We start from the raw sequence: 14,998 nt of genomic DNA on the forward strand, positions 1-14,998 counted from the left end.
GGTCGCCTCCGTTTCCTCGATTCGGCGGCGGCCACCCCTTGGGGGAGGGGTGCGGCGCGGCGGGCATCAGGCCGGCTGGTCCGGGACGGGGGCGCCCGTCGCGCCCATCCGCGCCGGTTCGGCGACCGAGAGCGCGTGGCTAGGCTGGACCCGTGACTGAGCACGAGGGCGTGGCCGACGGCGTCGAAGCGAACACGCGCACCATCGAGGCATCCGTCGTCACCGATTTCAGCGATCGCATGAGCTACGGCGGCTACCTCGACCTGCCCACCCTGCTCAGCGCGCAGCGGCCGATCAGCAGGCCCGAGCACCACGACGAACTGCTGTTCATCATCCAGCACCAGACCACCGAGCTCTGGCTCAAGCTCGTGCTGCACGAGCTCGAGACCGCTCGCGACCTGCTGCGCGCCGACGAGCTCGGCAAGGCGCTCAAGGCGGTCGCCCGCGTGAAGCACATCCAGAAGACCCTGACCGAGCAGTGGTCGGTGCTCGCGACCCTGACGCCCGCCGAGTACGCGCAGTTCCGCGGGGTGCTCGGCAATGCGAGCGGATTCCAGTCGTACCAGTACCGCGCGGTCGAGTTCGTGCTCGGCAACAAGAATGCACGCATGCTGCAGGTCTTCGAGACGGATCCCGCGGCGAGCGCGATGCTCCGAGCCGCACTCGAGACGCCGAGCCTCTACGACGAGTTCCTGCGGCTCCTCGCGCGTGCCGGCTACCCGATCCCGGCGGCGATCCTCGAGCGCGACGTCACCCAGGCGTGGACGTTCCAGCCCGAGCTCGTGCCCGTCTTCACCGAGATCTACCAGCACACCGATGAGCACTGGGCCGCCTACGAGACGTGTGAAGAGCTCGTCGACCTGGAAGACAACTTCCAGCTCTGGCGGTTCCGCCACCTGAAGACCGTCGAGCGCATCATCGGCTCGAAGACCGGCACCGGCGGGTCGAGCGGCGCCACGTTCCTGAAGCGTGCGCTCGAGCTCACGTTCTTCCCCGAGCTGTACGCCGTGCGCACCGAGATCCCCGGCTGACGGATGACCCGGCACGACGAACCCGAATCGCCCGCGCACCCCCATGGCGCCGTGCTCGACCTCGGCCCGCTCGCGCAGCCGGTGCGGCGTTCGCTGAGCGGCGACCACCCTGGTGAGGCCGGCACGATGCTGCCGCCGCTCATCGATCACCACGTGCACCTCATGATCGTGGGCCGCGAGGCGATGCACGACACCGCGCTTGCGGGGGTCGTCGACCTCGGCGGGCCGCTCGACGCGATCGCGGCGCACGCAGGGCACGACGGACTGCCCGCGGTCGCGTTCGCCGGCAGCTTCCTCACCGCGCGAGGCGGCTACCCCGTCGGCCGGCCGTGGGCGGCCGAGGGCAGCGCCCGCGAGATCGACGCCGACACGGGCGACGGGCGCGGGGCGCTGCCGAGCGCCGCCGAGACGGCCGTTGCCGAGCAGCATGCGTTCGGGGCATCCGTCATCAAGGTGGCACTGAATTCCGTGGCCGGACCGGTCTTCGACCGCGCGACCCTCGACACGATCGTCGCAGCAGCCCACGAGCGGGGGCTGCCGGTCGTCGCCCACGTCGAGGGCGAGGGGATGTCGCGGTTCGCGATCGACGCCGGCATCGATGCGCTCGCGCACACGCCGTTCACCGAGCGCCTCGACACGGCCCTCATCGCCAGGGCGGTCGCCGCCGGGCAGCGTTGGATCTCGACGCTCTTCGTCGCGGGCCACGGCGAGCCGACACCCCAGCAGGAGGTCGCGCTCGACAACCTCACCCGATTCCACGCTGCGGGCGGGCGCGTGCTCTACGGCACGGACCTCGGCAACGGCGACCAGCCGCTCGGCGTGAACCCCGCCGAACTCGAGCTGCTGGCGCGGGCGGGGCTCGGGGCATCCGACCTCGTCTCCTCGATCACCGAGGCGTGGCCCACTGCCGTGGGCACCCGACACGACGGCATCGCGACGTTCGTGCCCGGCCCGCGACCCGTCGCACTCGACGAGCTGCCCGCCTGGCTCGCCACCGCCCGCATCGTGCCCGTCGAAGACCTGGAGCAATGGTGACCCTCGACCCCCATCACGCCTTCGCCCGCCGCATGGACCGCGCCGACGGGCTCGCGCACTACCGCAAGCGCTTCGTCGGAGCCGAGACCGACGTCGTCTACTTCGACGGCAACTCGCTCGGGCGTCCGCCGATGTCGGCCGTCGAACGCGTCGAGCGGTTCCTCCGCGAGCAGTGGGGCGGGCGGCTCATCCGCGGCTGGGATGAGGCCTGGCTGCAGCTGCCGACCGAGATCGGCGACCGCATCGGCCGCGCGGTGATCGAGGCGAAGGCCGGGCAGACGATCATCGGCGACTCGACGACCGTCCTGCTCTACAAGCTCGCGCGAGCCGCCGTCGACGCGCAACTCGCACGCGACCCCATGCGGCGCGAGATCGTGGTCGACACCGACAACTTCCCGACCGACCGCTACGTGCTCGAGGGCATCGCCCGCGAGCGGGGCCTGGAGTTGCGCTGGATCAGGGTCGACACGACCTCGGGCGTCACACCGCGCCAGCTCGCCGCCGCCGTCGGCCCCGAGACGGCCCTCGTGGTCGTCTCGCACGTCGCCTACCGTTCGGCCTACCTCGCGGATGCCCCCGAGCTCACGCGAATCGCCCACGATGCCGGCGCGCTCATCCTCTGGGACCTCTGCCACTCGGCGGGCTCCGTGCCGGTGCGAGCCGACCACTGGGGTTTCGACCTCGCCGTCGGATGCACCTACAAGTACCTGAACGGCGGCCCGGGCTCCCCCGCGTTCGCCTACGTTCGCGACGACCTCCAGGCCGTGCTCACCCAGCCGATCCAGGGCTGGTGGGGCACGACCGACATGTTCGCGATGGGCCCGGAGTACGAGCCGGTCCCAGACATCCGCCGATTCCTCTCGGGCACCGCGCCGATCGTCGGCATGCTCGCGATGGAGGAGACGCTCGCGATGATCGAGGAGGCCGGGATGCCGGCACTCCGCGCGAAATCGGTCGCGCTCACGGAGTTCGCCATCACGGTCGCGGGCGACTGGCTCGCACCGCTCGGCGTGACGCTCGCGTCACCGGCCGACCCCGCCGACCGCGGCGGCCACATCACCCTGCACCACGACGCCATGCGGGAGGTCACCGCGCGGCTCTGGCAGCAGGACGTGATTCCCGACTACCGCGATCCGGGCGGCCTGCGCATCGGCCTCTCGCCGCTCTCGACGAGCTTCGAGGAGGTGCATCGCGGGCTCGCCGCGACGCGCGACACCTTGAAGGAAGTGCTCATGGAACGGGCGGGGCTCAGCTGAGCCGAGCACTACGCGAACCGGCCGAGACTGTCAATGCTCTCGACCCGGTGCGATCGAGTGATCATGCTGGGCGAACGGGCGACTGCCGAGCACGTCGGCGGCCGGAAGGGAGCGACATGCAACGAATCATCCGCATCGCCATGCTCGTCGTGAGCGTCGTCGGGGTCGTCACGACCATCGTCAAGCGCTTCGGCCCGCGACTGCAGGAGTATGCGACGGCGACCGAGGCGTTCTGGTCGAACCCGAAGGTGGTCAAGGCTCGCGAAAAGGCATGGGAACAGGCACGACGCGCGCGCGCCGCCCAAACGGCCGCGAAGGCGCGCCAGGCATGAGCGGCACGACGGACGATGCGGCGGTGCCGCCCGAATCGGGCGCGGCGCGCGATCCGCACACCGCTGCCACTGGCGACCCGATGGACGCGACCGATTCCAGGGATCCGGATGCCCACGGCGGACCGAGCCTCAGCGAGCTCGCCGCCGACGCCGCCGGGGCCGTCGGCACGGCCGAAGCGGCCGAACGCACGGGTTCTCACGACGATGAGAACGGCGACGCCGCACCACCCGAGCCCGCGCGATAGCAGCCTCGAGGGGCCACTGGCAAGCCCGGAGGCCGATCGGGCTCCGGCGGGACAGCGAGCGTACGATAGCCACGATCACTGGCGAAGGGAGCACTGATGACCGACACCGACCGGAACATCAACGACGCCACGAAGGCCGCGCGGGAGTCCGCCGACCGCGTGTCCGACACCGCGCGCGAAGCGGCGGCAGAGGCGGCCGACATCACACGCGACACCGCGAACGACACTGCGGACGCCATCCGCACGGGCGCTGACCGGCTCGCCGACACCGCGGCCGGTGCGACGAACGAGACCTCGGATGCCGCGGGCGACCTGCTGGGCGAAGTCCGCGGCGCGGCGACCGACGCGGTCGACGCGATCTCGGCGCAGGCCTCGGCCGCCGTCGCGAACGCGAGGGAGATGGCCGACGAGGGCGTCACCTACGTGAAGGCCCGCTACCGCGAGAACCCCGGCCTCGTCATCGCCGTCGGTGCCGCGGCACTCATCGGGATCGGCATGGTGATCAAGGCGATCTCGCGCCGTTGACTCGCAGGTGAAGTTCAGTGCGGCGGTGCACCCGGTGCACCGCCGCACTCATGTGTGCGCGCATCGCGCCCGCCGTCGGGCGGCCCGAACGACGCTGCCACGCCCGATAGAATCGACGCATCCACACTTTCGACACCGGACGGAGAACCGCGGTGCCCACCATCGTCGTCGACGTGATGCCCAAAGCCGAACTGCTCGATCCCCAGGGCAAGGCCCTGGCCGGTGCCCTCGCCCGCACCGGCCGCGCCGGGTTCAGCGGCGTGCGCATCGGCAAGCGATTCGAACTGACCGTCGACGGCCCCGTCGACGACACCCTCAAGGCCAGCGTCAAGGAGATCGCCGAGGAGATCCTCTCCAACTCGGTCATCGAAGATGTCGTGGGCATCCACTACGAGGTCACGAACGCGGAGCTCGCCGAAGAGGCATCCGATGCGGCGACCGTGACCGACGACGGCTTCGGCGCACCGGCCGGCGAGACGCACTGAGGGTCGGGAGCGAACACATGCGCATCGGCGTCATCACCTTTCCCGGCTCGCTCGACGACCGCGACGCCCAGCGGGCCGTGCGCATCGCCGGCGGCGAACCGGTCGCACTCTGGCACGGCTCGCACGACCTCGAGGGCGTCGACGCGCTGATCCTGCCTGGCGGCTTCAGCTACGGCGACTACCTGCGCTGCGGCGCCATCGCGTCGCTCAGCCCCATCATGAGCGAGGTCGCGGATGCCGCGAACCGGGGCATGCCCGTGCTCGGCATCTGCAACGGCTTCCAGATGCTCACCGAGGCGGGCCTGCTCGAGGGCGGACTCATCCGCAACGATCACGGATCGTTCATCTGCCGCGACCAGGTGCTTCGCGTCGAGAACACGTCGACCGATTGGACGGGCGAGTTCTCCGCGGGCGACGAGATCACCATCCCGCTCAAGAACGGCGAGGGCGGTTTCATCGCCTCCGACGAGACGCTCGACCGGCTCGAGGGCGAGGGTCGCGTGGTGTTCCGCTACGTCGACGTGAACCCCAACGGGTCGCTCCGCGACATCGCGGGCATCTCGAACGCGCGCGGCAACGTGGTCGGCCTCATGCCGCACCCCGAGCACGCGGTCGAGCCGGGCTTCGGCCCCGACACGGCGGTCGCCATGCGCTCGGGCGTCGACGGGCTCGGCTTCTTCACGTCGGTCATTCGCCGGGCGCTCGTCGAGGCGTAGCCGCACCCTGCCGTCTTCGAAGCAGGAACGAGCGACCGAAACCGGTCGCTCGTTCCTGTTGTCGGTGCGGGTGACGGGCCGCTGTCGCTACCCGAGCGCGAAGGCCTGGACCTCGGCGAGCTGCAGTCGGTAGAACCCGATGCGGCCCTCCTCCGCCGTCGGCCGGCCGAGCTCGGCGACCTGCACGCGCAGGTACCGCGCCGGCGTCGTGTCGAACGTGTAGGTCTGCGGGCGAGGTCCCGGGTCGGGCTGACCGGTCACCTGGCGCACCGTCGTCCACGTCGTGCCGTCGTCACTCACCTGCACGGCGAACGCCTTCGGGAAGTGGGCGCCGTCGGTGCCGTCGCCGGCCGTGTCGTCGGCGGTCGCGGTCCTCGGATAGATCACGACCGTGTTCAGCGGCTTCGAGGCGCCGAGATCGAACGCGACCCACTGGTCGGCGCCGGTCTGCGATCGGTCGGGCGGGTTCGACGTGTAGCCCTTCGCTCCTCCGGCGAGGCTCTCGCGCTTGCCGTCGACCAGGTTGGCGGTGCCCCAGCCGGGCGCGGCCTGCAGGCTCGTCCGCGCCGTCGCGGCCGACCCGGCGAGCAGGTTCTGCGCCGCGTCGAGTCCCGTCGCGACGGGGAGGATCCACACGTCGGCGATCGACGGGTCGTACCCGCCGTCGACGTCCTGGAATCGGAGTCGCACCGTGCCGTCGGCCGTGATCGCCGCGTCGTCGACCAGGAACTGGTACGTCATCGTGCCGGTGCCGCCTGCCGTGCGCGTGTAGCGCTGCTCGAGCACCGTGACGCCGTCGGCCGAGACGTCGTAGGTCTTCGCCCGCGCCCCGTCGAACGTCTCGACCGCGCGCACCACGAACGGCTCGCCGGAGGGAACGGCGACGTCGAACTCGAACCAGCCGCCCGGGAAGGACGTGTGGGTGTACCGCCGGGTGAGCCCGGCCTCGGCCGAGGTGCCCGAGTGCTCGGATGCCGTCAGCCGGTGCGACCGCTCCGAGGCGGCGAGCCCCAGGTCGACGTGATCGACGACGACCGCCGGAGCACTCGAGAGGCCGACCGAGAGCGAGGCTTCGCCGCGTTCCTCGTCGGCGGAGCCGACCGCGGCCGTGAGGCTGACGTCGCCGGCGGTGACGGTGTAGGGAACCGTGACCTCGACGGTCGGCCGACCGGATGCCCCGGCGGCGAGCGTGAACGGAACCTCCGCCTGCTCCCATCCGTCGGGCCCGGTCACCTGCACCGCGCCCGAACGCTCGTCGTCAGTGCGGTTGACGAGGTCGACCGCGAGCACGACGACATCGCCGGGGTGCGCCGCGGCCGGCTCGATCGACACGGACTGCACCGCCACAGGCGCGGACACCGCGAGCTCGGCACTCAGCGGAAGGGTGACCTCCGTGCCGCCGTAGCGGTAGGTGAGCGACCCGGTGAGATCGTATCGGCCGGGCTCCGCGTCCGCGGGGACTGCGACATCGAAGGCGAACTCGGTCGTCGAGCCGGGCGTGAACGCCGCCTTCCCCTGCCGCGGAAGGGCGGTGACCGTCCACCCGTCGCTGGAGCTCACCTCGGCCTCGACCTTGCTCAGCTTCTTCTCGCCGCTGACCACGAGGACGACGGCCACGCGGGCCACGTCGCCCGGGAAGACGGCATCGGTCGGTGTCGCGAGCGACGCCGCGGCGCCGACGAGCGTCGCCGACACCACCGAGAGATTCGCAGCGGCGGGCTCGAGGATCGCGCGAAGCACGTCGGCGGTCGCTCCCGCGAGCACCCCGCGCTCGACCTCACGGTCCAGCCAGGCGGTGATCGACTGGATCGTGCTCAGGGCCTGGTGTGCGGCACCCGCCGTTCGCAGGTCGCGGTCGCGACCGCCCTTGTCGTCGGTGAACGCGTCCCACGTCTTGCCGGCCCGATCGGCGAACTTGCCGGCGAACTCGGTGAGCGCCTCGGACTGCTCGGCGGAGAGGGCTCCGCCGTCCGTCAGTGCGGCCACCTGGTCGCCGAACGCGGATGCCGCATCGCGTGCGTCTCCGATGCGTCCGAGCGTCTGGTCCTGTGCGAATGCGTACTCGCCCGAGCCCACCGTGAACACGGCCACGCCATCGGCGAAGCTCGAGAACTCGATGCCCGGCACGGACTCCGCGGGGATGCCGCCCTCGGTGATCCCCCAACGACTCGACGTCGGAATGCGCACCTCGGCGGTCGTGTTCGGCGGCACCGTCACGTCGAGTCGCATCGCGCCCGAGGCATCCGCTCGCCAGGACGAGGCGACCGTTCCGTAGGGCGTGTCGAGCGAGAAGTCGACCCAGTCGATGCCCGCGCCGGCCTGCGGTGCGATGAGCGCCTTGCGGTAGCCCGGCTCGAGTGCGGAGACGCCGGCCATGGTGCGGTACATCCACTCGCCCACTGCGCCGTAGGCGTAGTGGTTGAAGGAGTTCATCTCGACCGGACCGAAGGTGCCGTCGGGCATGATCGAGTTCCAGCGCTCCCAGATGGTGGTCGCCCCCTTGCCGATCTCGTATCCCCACGACGGGTAGTCGGTGTTCTGCAGCAGGATGTACGCGATATCGGTCCGTCCGATCGCGGTCAATGCCGGAAGCAGGCCGTCGACGCCGAGGAAGCCCGTCGACAGGTGGTTGCCGCGACGCTCGAGCGTCTCGACGAATTGCGCCGCGACCTGGTCCTCGAGACCGGCGGGGATGAGGTCGTTCATGATCGTGAGGATGTACGCCGTCTGGGAGTCGCCGCGCACCGTGCCGTCGGCGCCGACGAATGCCGCGCCGAACGCCGCCTTGATCGCCTCGTACCGCTCGAAGTACACCTGAGCGTCGTCGTCGCGACCGAGCGCCTGCGCCATCTCCGCGAACTCCCGCGTGCCCTTGGCGAGGAACGCCGTGTCGATCACCGTCGCCGGGGTGTCGTCATCGAGGTTCAACCAGTCGTTGTAGCCGCCGACGTTGCGGATGTGGCCGGGGGCCGTGGCGTCGAGGTAGTCGACGTACCGCTTCATCGAGTCGTAGCTGTCGAGCAGCACCTGGGTGTCGCCGTAGGCCTGCCAGATCGAGTACGGCACGTGCACGCCCGCGTCGGCCCATCCGGCGCGACCGTACCCGCCGTCGAACCTGCCGGGGATGATGGGTGCGACACCAGGGAACGAGCCGTCGGCACCCTGCGTGTCGCGCAGGTCCTGCAGCCACTTCGTCAGGAACAACTGCGAGTCCATGTTGACGTTCGCCGTATTGGAGAAGACGTTGATGTCGCCCGTCCAGCCCATGCGCTCGTCACGCGCGGGCGTGTCGGTCGGGATGGAGAGGAAGTTGCCGCGCTGGCCCCAGACGATGTTGCTCTGGAGCTGGTTCACGAGTGCCGATGACGTCTCGAGCGAGGCGGTCGGCGTGTTGTCGGTGCCGACGACGACACCCGTGATCGCTTCGGCCGGCGGGGCCTCGTCGACCCCGGTGATCTCGACGTAGCGGAAGCCGTGGAAGGTGAACTTCGGCTCCCACGTCGCCGTGCCGTCGGCGCCGAAGGTGTAGTAATCGGTCGCCTTCGCGCTGCGGAAGTTCGCCGTGTACAGCGTGCCGTCGGGGTTCAGCACCTCCGCGACGCGGATGCGCACGGTGTCGCCGGTCTCCCCGGTGAGCGTGACCCGGGCGTGGCCGACCATGTTCTGTCCGAGGTCGTAGACGTGTACTCCCGCGGCCGGGCTCGGCAGCACCGTCGCGTCGAGCTCCTCGGTGACGCGCACCGGCGGGTCGATCTGCGGTTGGAGTTTCGCGGTGGCGGTGGGACGCTCGACGACGTCGGCCCATTCACCGTCGTCGTAGCCGGGCTCCGACCACGCGCCGAGGGCGTCCGCGCGTCGCGCGTCGTACGCCTCGCCGTCGAGCAGGTCGGCGGACGTGGTCGGCCCGTTCGTGGTGCGCCAGCCGTCGTCGGTCGCGACGACCTGCTCCGTGCCGTCGGTGTACCGGATGCGGAGCTGCGCGATCAGCGAGGTGTCGCTGCCGTAGATCGAGTCGCCGAACATCGCGACGCGTCCGGCGTACCAACCGTCGGCGATCTCCGCGCCGAGCGCGTTCTCGCCGTCGGCCACCTGCCCGGTGACGTCGTACGTCTGGTACAGGATGCGCGTGCGGTAGTCGGTCCATCCAGGTGCGAGCTGCTGGTCGCCGACCGGCTCGCCGTTGAGCTGCAGCTCGTAGAGGCCGCGCGCCGCGGCGTAGATGCGCGCCGACTCGACCTCCCTGTCGACCTCGAACTCGGTGCGGAGCACCGGCACCGCCGAGCCGAACGCGTACCATGCGTCGGTGTCGCCGGCCACGACGAGGTTGCCGCCCTGCACCGTTCCCGCCGTGAAGGTGCGGTCGCCCGAGGCGAAGGTCGTGGCGAGCAGCACGTCACCCGACTCAGCCGTCACCTTCACCTCGGAGACGGTGCCCGTCTCGGCGCCGCTCGTGCGGAAGCCGACGAGCCCGGGCGCGTTATGCGTGGCGACCGTGCGGGTGTCGAGCACCGCGCCGTCGACCCTCGTCACGATCGTCCTGCCGTCGACCGTGATGGAGTACTCGTGCTCGGCCGCGAAGTCGAATCCCGCGGGGAACGCCGTCGGGGTGAGCACCGAGTAGCCGCCGTTCGTCTTCACGTGCGGGCGCAGCGATCGCTCGCTCTGGCTGAGCTGCCACATGTAGGCGTTGCCGCCGTCACGCCCCCGGAAGTACACGCCGAGCGAGCCGGAGATCTTCGAGGCGTCGAAGGTCATCGTGTAATCGGTCCATGCTGTCGGGATCGACGTGTCGGCGCCGATCCAGTCGGCGCCGTCCCAGTCGTCGACCGAGGCGAGTGCCGTCTCGAAGCTCGCCGGGGCGCTCCAGTCGGACGCCTGTCCCTCGCCGTCCCACACGCGGACCTGCCAAGCGTAGGCGGTGGCTCCCTCGAGGTCGGGGCCGCCGTAGGGCACCTCGACCGAGGCATCCGACTCGACCTTGCCGCTGTCCCAGACGTCGGGGGCGGACAATCCGCCCTCGCTCGTCGCAACGCGCACCTGGTAGGCGCCCTGCACCGTGCCACGGGCGTCGGAGGTGAGCTGCCAGCTCAGCTTCGGCGTCTCCAGCGGGATGCCGATCGGGTTGACGGCCGAGTTCGTCTCGAGCACGCCGACGCCGACCGGGGCCGATTGAGCCGCCGCCGCGAGGGCTGGAGCCGGAGGGGTCGAGATGACGGAAGCGAAGACCGTGCCGGCGATGACCACGCCGACCGCTGCACTGCGGAAGTTCGAAAGCACGCGTTTCTCCTCGTTGATGAAACGATTCACTTAGTGTTCAGTGTGGAGCTTAGCCAGCAGGTCGTCGCGCGGTCAACCATCTGCCGTGTTCGTCGGCGTGTCGTCCTGTTCCCGAACGCGGTGCCGCGTGCGTCGGGGCGACTGCCTCATGATGCGACATCCGGATGCCTCGAAGCGGCGCTCACGGCGCGAAATGACGCGCTCGCGGCCGCACGCAACGCGACGCCCGCCGGCACCGGCAGGATGGAGGGGTGACCGAACCGACCCCCGAACCACTCACCCCCGAGCTCGAGGCGACGATCGCCGAGATCTTCGGACGGCGCGACCGCGAGCACATGCAGCCGACGATCGACGAGTTCCTCGCCCTGCTCGCGGAGCACCCCCGACAGCCCGAGGTGCTCTACGAGGTCGGCGGGTCCTACGACACCGCCGGCGAGGAGCAGACGGCGCTCGGGTACTACGAAGCCGCGATGGCGGCGGGACTCTCGGGCGACCCGCTGCGGCGGTGCCTGCTGCAGTACGGAAGCACGCTGCGCCTTCTCGGACGCCTCGAGGAGTCGCTCGCCGCGCTCGACCGGGCACGCGCCGAGTATCCCGACTCGGCCTCGGTACGCGCGTTCCACGCACTCGGCCTGCACGCCGCCGGCCGCAGCGACGCCGCCGTGGGCGAGCTGCTCGCGCTCGTCGCCGACGGCATGCGGATTCCCGACGTGCTGCGCTACGAGGCCGCGCTGCGCGGCAACGCCGCCTACCTCATGCAGCTCGACGCCGAGCAACCGATCGACTGAGCACCTGAGCACGGCACAAGGGGCGCCGCCGGCATCGGGCCCTGCTCCGGCATCCGCTCAGTACTGCAGCAGGCTGTAGACCTCGTAGCCGGCGAGCCGCTCACGGCCGCCGAGTCCCGTGAGCTCGAGCGCGACGGCGATGCCGGCGACCTGCCAGCCCGCGCGCTCGACGAGTCGCGCCGCCGCGCCCACGGTGCCGCCGGTCGCGAGCACGTCGTCGAGGATGAGCACACGCGCGCCCGGTTGCAGCTCGCCCTCGTGCACCTCCAGGCCAGCCATGCCGTACTCGAGGGCGTAGCTCTCGCTCAGCACCGCGCGCGGGAGCTTGCCGGTCTTGCGCACGGTGAGCACGCCAGCGCCGCAGAGCGCCGACGCGGCCCCGGCGAGCAGGAAGCCGCGCGCCTCGACACCGCCGAGGTCGTCGAATCGCCCCTCGAAGGGTGCGGTGAGCGCTGCCGCGAGCGCACGGAACGCCGGCCCGTCGGCGAACACCGGCGTGAGGTCGCGGAACAGCACCCCCGGCTCGGGGAAGTCGGGGATCAGCGCGATGCGCGGTTCGACGAGGGCGCGCGCTTCGGTCTCGTTCACCGACACAGGCTACCGCGGGGCTCGGGGCGGCGAACCGGGCGCCGCGGGCCTGCGAGGATTGGAGGACTCGAACCCTGGAGCATCCGTGTCACCGAAGCGTCTCTTCCGCGCCCTCGCCCTCGCCGAGGCCGTCACCTGGACGATCCTGATCGTCGCCATGATCCTGAAGTACGCCGCCGTTGTCGAGTCGGCAGTGCTCGTGGGCGGGTCGATCCACGGGTTCGTCTTCCTCGCCTACGCGTTCGCTGCCGTGCTCGTCGGGGTCAACCAGCGCTGGGGCGTCGGCCTCATGGTGTTGGCCGTCGTGACGGCGATCGTCCCGTACGCGACCATCCCGTTCGAGCTGTGGCTCGTGCGTTTCGGCCGGCTCGAGGGCGGCTGGCGGCACGAGCGCACCGAGCACCCGGCCGACGGCAACTGGGTGAACCGGATGCTCCGGTGGTTCCTCGCCCGCCCGGTGCTGCTCACCGTGCTCGCGGTCGTCGGCATCGCCGCCGTGTTCACCGCACTGCTGGTCATGGGCCCGCCCGGGGGCCGCGAGGCCTGATGGCCGGCCGCGGCCTGCGGCAGGATGGAGGCATGCCCATCCTGAACAAGGACATGACCCTCTGCATCTCGCTGGCAGCTCGGCCCTCCAACCTCGGCACGCGCTTCCACAACTTCCTCTACGACGAGCTCGGCCTGAACTTCATCTACAAGGCGTTCACGACCGACGACCTCGAGGGGGCGGTGCGCGGCATCCGTGCCCTCGGCATCCGCGGATGCTCCGTGTCCATGCCGTTCAAGGAGGCGGTGATCCCACTCGTCGACGAGCTCGAGCCGTCGGCCGCGGCGATCGACTCGGTGAACACGATCGTGAACGCGGGCGGACGACTCGTCGCCTCGAACACCGACTACGAGGCGATCGCGGCACTCATCGCCGAGCACGAGCTCGACCCGGGGCAGCGGGTGCTCGTCCGCGGGTCGGGCGGCATGGCGAAGGCGGTTGTGGCGGCGTTCCAGGGCGCCGCGTTCGATGACGTCACGATCGTCGCGCGCAACATCGACGCCGGCGGCGCCCTTGCGGCGAAGTACGGCTACGAGTTCACGGCGGATGATCCCGTGCCCGACTTCGACCTGATCGTCAACGTCACCCCGATCGGCATGCGCGGGGCCGACGCCGATGCGCAGGCGTTCGCGCCGGCGTTCGTCGACCGCGCCCAGACGGTGTTCGACGTCGTCGCGTTCCCCGCCGAGACCCCGCTCGTCACGGCTGCGCGCGCAGCGGGCAAGCGGGTGATCTCGGGGGCCGAGGTGATCGCGTTGCAGGCGGCGCGGCAGTTCGAGCGGTACACGGGCGTGGCGCTCACGCGCGAGCAGGTCGAGCGGGCGGCAGCGTTCTCGCGCGCGGAGTAGCGAGTCGGGTGGCGCCCCGGCCCCGCGGTCCTACCGGTGCACGCGGTTCACGAGGGCCGTGATGACGAGTGCGCCGGTCGAGCAGAGGAGAAGCGCCACGAACACCCACGGCAGGCCCGCCGGCCCGAGCACGTTGTAGAGCAGGGCGCCGAGGAGGGCTCCGCCCCCGATGCCCGTGTTGAACGCGGTCGTGTAGAACGACGCGGCCGCGTCGCGGATGCGCGACGACGCCGAGTGCAGCAACCGCGTGTTGAGCAGCGGCGGGAGAGCGCCGAATGCGGTGCCCCACAGCAGGAAGCACGCGATGCCGAGCCCCGGCACCTGCGCGAAGACCGCGAGCCCGGCGACGCCGATGCCGGTCGCCACGAGCGCGATCGTGAGGCCGATCGTCGGGCGGCGGCCGAGCACCGTTCCGGCGAGCACGAGCCCGGCGGCGCCGGCGATGCCGTAGGCGAGCAGCATCGGGCTGAGCACGCTCGGCGGCAGGCCCATCACCTCGGTGACGAACGGCGCGACGTACGTGTAGAACGTGTACGCCCCGACCATCGTGACGGCCGTGATGAGGCAGACGACGATGACCGGCACGAACGTCCGGTCGCTGCGCAGGCGCAGTGGCGCGGCATCCGCTTCGCCGGCGTGATGCCGCACCGGCGGCAGGAAGCGCCAGACGAGCAACGCGCCCAGCAGGGTGAGCACGCCGACGCCGGCGAACGCGAGGCGCCAGCCGAACGCCTGGCCGAGCGCTGTGGCGAGGGGGACGCCGAGCACGAACGCGAGCGATCCGCCGGCGACGCTGATCGAGACGGCGCGGGCGAGCTGCTCCTTCGGCACGAGGTGGCCGGCATAGGCGCCGACGACCGACCAGAAGAGCCCGTGCGCGGCGCCGCCGAGGATGCGAGTCGCCAGCACGGTGCCGTAGTTCGGCGCCAGGGCGGTGAGCACGCAGCTGACCGCGAGCACGGCGAGGCTGATGACGATGAGGGTCCGTCGCGGGACGCGCTTCGTGAGCGCGGCGAGCGGCACGGTGAGCACCACGACCGTCGCCGCGAACACGGTGACGAGCAGGCCGATGAGCGGCTCGCCGACCTGCAGCTCGGCGCTCATGTCGGGCAGGAGGCCCGTCGGGATCATCTCGATCGTGACCGAGAGGAAGACCGCGGCTGCGAGCACGATGAGCCCGAGCCACGGGAACGGCGGCATCACGGCGGGCGTGGAGGACGTGGAGTAGAAGGGTGTGGACGGCGTCATGGGGATACCTGAACGACGGGCGTTCCCCGCGGGCGCGGCGCGGGGCTCCGCGAATGCGCAACGGCGGGTCGACTACG

13 protein-coding genes and 1 pseudogene are annotated in these 14,998 nt (G+C 71.0%); 11 read left to right on the forward strand and 3 right to left on the reverse strand.

What is annotated here, in order from left to right:
• Positions 1-170: 170 nt before the first annotated feature.
• The 8 genes and pseudogenes from kynA (at position 171) to purQ (ending at position 5,625) form a co-directional block, all read left to right on the forward strand.
• Complete coding sequence (kynA, locus tag QFZ26_RS06565) at positions 171-1,031, forward strand: tryptophan 2,3-dioxygenase (RefSeq protein ID WP_307044959.1); 861 nt, start codon at positions 171-173, stop codon at positions 1,029-1,031.
• A gap of 3 nt (positions 1,032-1,034) precedes the next feature.
• Positions 1,035-2,066 carry an amidohydrolase family protein gene (locus QFZ26_RS06570; RefSeq protein WP_307040409.1) on the forward strand — a complete coding sequence of 344 codons (1,032 nt, stop codon included), beginning with the start codon at positions 1,035-1,037 and terminating at the stop codon, positions 2,064-2,066.
• Positions 2,060-3,322, forward strand: a complete 1,263-nt coding sequence (locus QFZ26_RS06575) for a kynureninase (protein ID WP_307040410.1) — start codon at positions 2,060-2,062, stop codon at positions 3,320-3,322. The genes QFZ26_RS06570 and QFZ26_RS06575 overlap by 7 nt, the downstream gene beginning before the upstream one ends.
• Positions 3,323-3,438: 116 nt before the next feature.
• The gene (locus QFZ26_RS06580) at positions 3,439-3,654 is read left to right on the forward strand and encodes a hypothetical protein (RefSeq protein WP_307040411.1); all 216 of its coding nucleotides are present in this window, start codon (positions 3,439-3,441) and stop codon (positions 3,652-3,654) included.
• A complete protein-coding gene (locus QFZ26_RS06585) occupies positions 3,651-3,899 on the forward strand; it encodes a hypothetical protein (protein ID WP_307040413.1) in 249 nt (82 codons plus the stop codon). The genes QFZ26_RS06580 and QFZ26_RS06585 overlap by 4 nt, the downstream gene beginning before the upstream one ends.
• 96 nt (positions 3,900-3,995) lie before the next feature.
• Positions 3,996-4,424: a hypothetical protein gene (locus QFZ26_RS06590; RefSeq protein WP_307040415.1), complete on the forward strand. Its 429-nt coding sequence runs from the start codon at positions 3,996-3,998 to the stop codon at positions 4,422-4,424.
• Between the two features lie 152 nt (positions 4,425-4,576).
• Positions 4,577-4,810 (forward strand): annotated as a pseudogene (purS, locus tag QFZ26_RS06595) (phosphoribosylformylglycinamidine synthase subunit PurS); the annotation flags it as partial.
• A 116-nt stretch (positions 4,811-4,926) separates the two neighbouring features.
• Positions 4,927-5,625, forward strand: coding sequence for a phosphoribosylformylglycinamidine synthase subunit PurQ (purQ, locus tag QFZ26_RS06600; RefSeq protein WP_307040419.1), 699 nt, complete (start codon positions 4,927-4,929; stop codon positions 5,623-5,625).
• Between the two features lie 87 nt (positions 5,626-5,712).
• Here purQ and QFZ26_RS06605 read toward each other — a convergent pair whose 3' ends face one another.
• The gene (locus tag QFZ26_RS06605) at positions 5,713-10,902 is read right to left on the reverse strand and encodes a family 78 glycoside hydrolase catalytic domain (RefSeq protein ID WP_307040421.1); all 5,190 of its coding nucleotides are present in this window, start codon (positions 10,900-10,902) and stop codon (positions 5,713-5,715) included.
• Between the two features lie 251 nt (positions 10,903-11,153).
• On the opposite strand from QFZ26_RS06605, the gene QFZ26_RS06610 reads away from it, so the two are divergent.
• Positions 11,154-11,690, forward strand: coding sequence for a tetratricopeptide repeat protein (locus QFZ26_RS06610; protein ID WP_307040423.1), 537 nt, complete (start codon positions 11,154-11,156; stop codon positions 11,688-11,690).
• Positions 11,691-11,747: 57 nt separating this feature from the next.
• Here the strand turns inward: QFZ26_RS06610 and QFZ26_RS06615 are convergent, their stop codons facing one another.
• Positions 11,748-12,278, reverse strand: coding sequence for an adenine phosphoribosyltransferase (locus QFZ26_RS06615; protein WP_307040425.1), 531 nt, complete (start codon positions 12,276-12,278; stop codon positions 11,748-11,750).
• An 85-nt stretch (positions 12,279-12,363) separates the two neighbouring features.
• Here QFZ26_RS06615 and QFZ26_RS06620 point away from each other — a divergent pair, with 85 nt between their 5' ends.
• Both QFZ26_RS06620 and QFZ26_RS06625 read left to right on the forward strand, forming a co-directional pair.
• The gene (locus tag QFZ26_RS06620; RefSeq protein WP_307040427.1) at positions 12,364-12,825 is read left to right on the forward strand and encodes a DUF3817 domain-containing protein; all 462 of its coding nucleotides are present in this window, start codon (positions 12,364-12,366) and stop codon (positions 12,823-12,825) included.
• Positions 12,826-12,857: 32 nt separating this feature from the next.
• A complete protein-coding gene (locus QFZ26_RS06625; RefSeq protein WP_307040429.1) occupies positions 12,858-13,673 on the forward strand; it encodes a shikimate 5-dehydrogenase in 816 nt (271 codons plus the stop codon).
• 30 nt (positions 13,674-13,703) lie between these two features.
• Here the strand turns inward: QFZ26_RS06625 and QFZ26_RS06630 are convergent, their stop codons facing one another.
• A complete protein-coding gene (locus QFZ26_RS06630; protein WP_307040431.1) occupies positions 13,704-14,921 on the reverse strand; it encodes an MFS transporter in 1,218 nt (405 codons plus the stop codon).
• Between the last annotated feature and the right edge of the window lie 77 nt (positions 14,922-14,998).

This window comes from Agromyces ramosus (assembly GCF_030817175.1).
Classification (GTDB): Bacteria; Actinomycetota; Actinomycetes; order Actinomycetales; family Microbacteriaceae; genus Agromyces; species Agromyces ramosus_A.

Bases quoted from the DNA above. Each gene is read 5' to 3' on its own strand.
- QFZ26_RS06580 (WP_307040411.1), top strand. From the start codon at position 3,439: ATGCAACGAATCATCCGCATCGCCATGCTCGTCGTGAGCGTCGTCGGG.
- QFZ26_RS06625 (WP_307040429.1), top strand. From the start codon at position 12,858: ATGCCCATCCTGAACAAGGACATGACCCTCTGCATCTCGCTGGCAGCT.
- QFZ26_RS06585 (WP_307040413.1), top strand. From the start codon at position 3,651: ATGAGCGGCACGACGGACGATGCGGCGGTGCCGCCCGAATCGGGCGCG.
- QFZ26_RS06590 (WP_307040415.1), top strand. From the start codon at position 3,996: ATGACCGACACCGACCGGAACATCAACGACGCCACGAAGGCCGCGCGG.
- purQ (WP_307040419.1), top strand. From the start codon at position 4,927: ATGCGCATCGGCGTCATCACCTTTCCCGGCTCGCTCGACGACCGCGAC.
- QFZ26_RS06570 (WP_307040409.1), top strand. From the start codon at position 1,035: ATGACCCGGCACGACGAACCCGAATCGCCCGCGCACCCCCATGGCGCC.
- QFZ26_RS06630 (WP_307040431.1), bottom strand. From the start codon at position 14,921: ATGACGCCGTCCACACCCTTCTACTCCACGTCCTCCACGCCCGCCGTG.
- QFZ26_RS06575 (WP_307040410.1), top strand. From the start codon at position 2,060: ATGGTGACCCTCGACCCCCATCACGCCTTCGCCCGCCGCATGGACCGC.